The sequence below is a fragment of the Pseudomonas sp. MWU13-2100 genome (assembly GCF_023242365.1).
GTDB lineage: Bacteria > Pseudomonadota > Gammaproteobacteria > Pseudomonadales > Pseudomonadaceae > Aquipseudomonas.
Genome location: NZ_JALLIX010000171.1, coordinates 1 through 343, shown reverse-complemented (window position 1 = coordinate 343; position 343 = coordinate 1). Strand labels below are relative to the sequence as shown.

The following is a 343-nucleotide window of genomic DNA, read 5'->3' as shown; positions in this document are numbered from 1 at the left end:
AACAAGTGCTCAGGATTTTCTAGGAAATTTCACTCAAGGGAAAGAGAGTTATCTTGCCGTTCTCTGAAATTGCCTGCTTTCGTGGAGGCCGAGAGCACCACTGGCTCTTGCTCGATTGTTGAGAGGGCACCATGATTTTCCGAGACTGAATGCCTAGGATTGAACTGGCGATAGCGCGTCGTTGGCCGACGAAGACGATACCCAGATGGCACCTTGTCGTGCTTCCTCTTCACGGTGTGCCTTGTCGATGCGGTACACGATTTCCTCCGCCAAGAGGTCGGGATCGGCACTCTGGCCTCCGGTGATGCGCAGTCCGCCGTAGTTGAACGCGACCAGGTGTTTG

Annotated in this window: 1 pseudogene; it reads right to left on the bottom strand. The window is 54.2% G+C overall.

The window, feature by feature from the left end:
• Positions 1 to 153 precede the first annotated feature (153 nt).
• Positions 154 to 343 (bottom strand): annotated as a pseudogene (locus M5B99_RS29885) (hypothetical protein); the annotation flags it as partial.